3 protein-coding genes are annotated in these 2,720 nt (G+C 66.8%); 1 reads left to right on the top strand and 2 read right to left on the bottom strand.

Annotated features, from left to right (window positions below):
• Together DBR22_RS17555 and DBR22_RS17550 are read right to left on the bottom strand one after the other, a co-directional pair.
• A partial coding sequence (locus tag DBR22_RS17555; RefSeq protein WP_108600078.1) for an AMP-binding protein occupies nt 1-997 on the bottom strand: 997 nt, incomplete at its 3' end.
• A gap of 7 nt (nt 998-1,004) precedes the next feature.
• Nucleotides 1,005-1,466, bottom strand: a complete 462-nt coding sequence (locus DBR22_RS17550; protein WP_108600077.1) for a hotdog fold thioesterase — start codon at nt 1,464-1,466, stop codon at nt 1,005-1,007.
• Between the two features lie 263 nt (nt 1,467-1,729).
• On the opposite strand from DBR22_RS17550, the gene DBR22_RS17545 reads away from it, so the two are divergent.
• Nucleotides 1,730-2,720: phosphotransacetylase family protein (locus DBR22_RS17545; RefSeq protein ID WP_146187550.1), on the top strand; the 991-nt coding region annotated here is incomplete at its 3' end.

Below are 2,720 nucleotides of genomic sequence, written 5' to 3'. Positions count from 1 at the left end.
CGGGGAGCAGGCGGGTGAGGTCCTTGGTGCGGTAGCGGATGATCGGCAGCGCTTCCTTGGTCAGGGAGGTGAACACGAGTTCGCCGTGTTCGCCGTCGCGGAGCACGTTTTCCTTGCCGACTTCGGGGTTGAATGCGTCGATGATTTCCGGGCGGAAATGGTCCTCCCAGATGTGGCTGCCGTCCTGCGTCTCCACGGCCTCGCCGGCGACGCCCGGGCCCATGACCTCGGACAGCCCGTAGATATCGCACGCCTTGATGTTCATGGTCACCTCGAGCTCGTGCCGCATCTCCTCGGTCCACGGCTCGGCGCCGAGAACGGCATACTTCAGCGAGGTGGACGTCGGATCGATGCCCATGTGCGCCATGGCGTCGGCGATGGTCAGCAGGTAGGTCGGGGTGGCCAGGATGGCGTCAGGCTTGAAGTCCTGGATCAGCTGGATCTGGCGTTCCGTCTGGCCGCCGGAGATGGGGATGACGGTGCAGCCGAGCGCCTCGGCGCCTGCATGGGCGCCCAGGCCGCCGGTGAACAGTCCGTAGCCGTAGGCGTTGTGGACCTTCATGCCGGGCCGGACGCCGGAGGCGCGCAGGGAGCGGGCCACCAGTTTGGCCCAGTCGGCCAGGTCCTTTTTGGTGTACCCGACGACGGTGGGCCGGCCGGTGGTGCCGGAGCTGGCGTGGATGCGGGCTACTTCGTTCTGCGGCACGGCGAACATGCCGAACGGGTATTCCTCCCGCAGATCGTCCTTGGTGGTGAACGGGAAGTTGCCCAGGTCGCTCAGTTCGCGGAGGTCGTTCGGGTGGATGCCGGCGGCGTCGAACTTCCGCTTGTAGAGCGGCACCCGGTCGTAGGCATAGGCCACGGTGTGCTGCAGCCGGGCAAGCTGGAGGGTCTCGAGTTCGTCACGGGAAATGGTTTCCTCGCGGTCCAGGACGGCGTCGGTTGCCTGGGCGGCGGCGGTCCCCTGTGTGGGGGATTCGGGGGCGTGGAGGGTCATGATTGTCCTACTTCTTGGGGATGGTGCGGCTGCGTCCGCGGAACTCGGCGATGAGTTCACCGCGCTGTTGCGGATCGGGCTGCGGGTCGGGGTCGGCTGCGAAAATCTGAATGTCGTACAACCCGCTGCGGCCTGCGCTGGAGCGGCGGTCCGCGACGGCAGTAATCACCTGGCCGCGGTACGCCGACTTGAGGAAGTTGATGTCCACACCGGATGCAACCGTGATGGTGTCCGCCTCGGCGGGCGTGGGGTGGACCGGATTGCAGGCCAGGGCGAAGGCGGTATCGCCAAACGCGAAGATCATCCCGCCGTGCGCCATGCCAAACCCGTTCAGCATTTCCTGCCTGAGTGTCATGCGGATGGTGGCGTGGCCTTCGCTGAGCGAGAGGACCTCGATGCCCATCCATATGGAGGCGTAGTCGTTTTCCAGGATGGGGTGGGTGGCCCCGGAGAGTGCTGCTTCAGCCATGCGTCATTGCCTCCAGCTTTATTTACCGAATGTTCATTAGGTAATCCCATCAGCCGGGTAGGTGTCAAGGCCTGTCCGTGTTTCCGGGCCCACGGCGGGCCTGTAACCGGGCGCCGGGAGCGTACGACGGCGGGGCGCACCCAGGGCGTTCCTGGCGCCGCACGTGCCCGGCACCACGCCCGCGAACCGGCCAAACGCTGCCCTATGGCCGCCCCGAAGTGCAAGGATGGTTGGACCTGCACCAGCACACCAAAGGGCGGACCATGGCCAAAGGCATTTACGTCAGCGCAACCACTCCGGGCTCGGGCAAATCGCTCGTGGCCCTGGGGCTCGCCGACACCCTCCACCGGCACGCTGACCGGATCGGCTTCTTCAAACCCGTGGTCCACGGCCCCGATGCCGCCCAGGACCCCATGGTGGCGCTGATGAAAGCCCGGTTCGCGCTCGACGACGACAGGTGCCGCGGCGGATTGACGTTCGCCGAGGTGCGGGCGCTGCTGGCAGAGGGCAGGCGTGCCGACATTGATGCCAGGTGCGTGGAGATTTTCGCCGAGATTTCCCGGCACTGCGACGTGGTGATCGTGGAGGGGACGGACCTCACCGGCCAGGACGCCGCCGTCGAGTTTGACCTCAACGCCCGGCTGGCCAACAACCTGGCCGCCCCCGTCGTTGCCGTGGTGGGCGCGAAGGGGCGGACCGTTGCCGAGACCGCCGCCGCCGTCGAAGTTGCCCGCAAAGAACTGGTGGCCGAGAAGTGCACGCTGCTGGCCATCATGGTGAACCGCGCCGACCCCGAACTCCTGGACGCGATCGCCGCCGAGATCAAGCCGGGTGCCTCCAACCGGCCGGTGTACGTGCTGCCCGAGCTGGAGGAGATCGCCCGCCCCACGACGGGCGAAGTGGCAGCGGCCCTGGGTGTGCGGCAGGTGGCCGGCCGGGCGGACATGGAGCGTGACGTGCGGGACATCAAGGTGGCCGCCATGAACGTGGGCCACTTCCTGAATGTTCTGGATGACGGGGCGCTGGTGATCGTTCCCGGTGACCGCGCGGACGTGATGGTGGCCTGCCTGGCGTCGTCGTTCTCACCCGAATTTCCGGTGCCTTCGGGCTTGATCCTGACCGGTGGTCTGGCCCCGGATGACAACATCTACCCGCTCCTGGCGCAGGCCCCCTTCCCTGTCTTCGCCACCACGGACGATACGTACACGACTGCCAAGCGCGTCTCCGAGGTCCGCAGCGAAATCTGGTCCGGGC

This window comes from Arthrobacter sp. HMWF013, from assembly GCF_003061105.1.
Lineage (GTDB): Bacteria > Actinomycetota > Actinomycetes > Actinomycetales > Micrococcaceae > Arthrobacter.
This window is presented reverse-complemented; position numbering and strand designations above follow the sequence as displayed.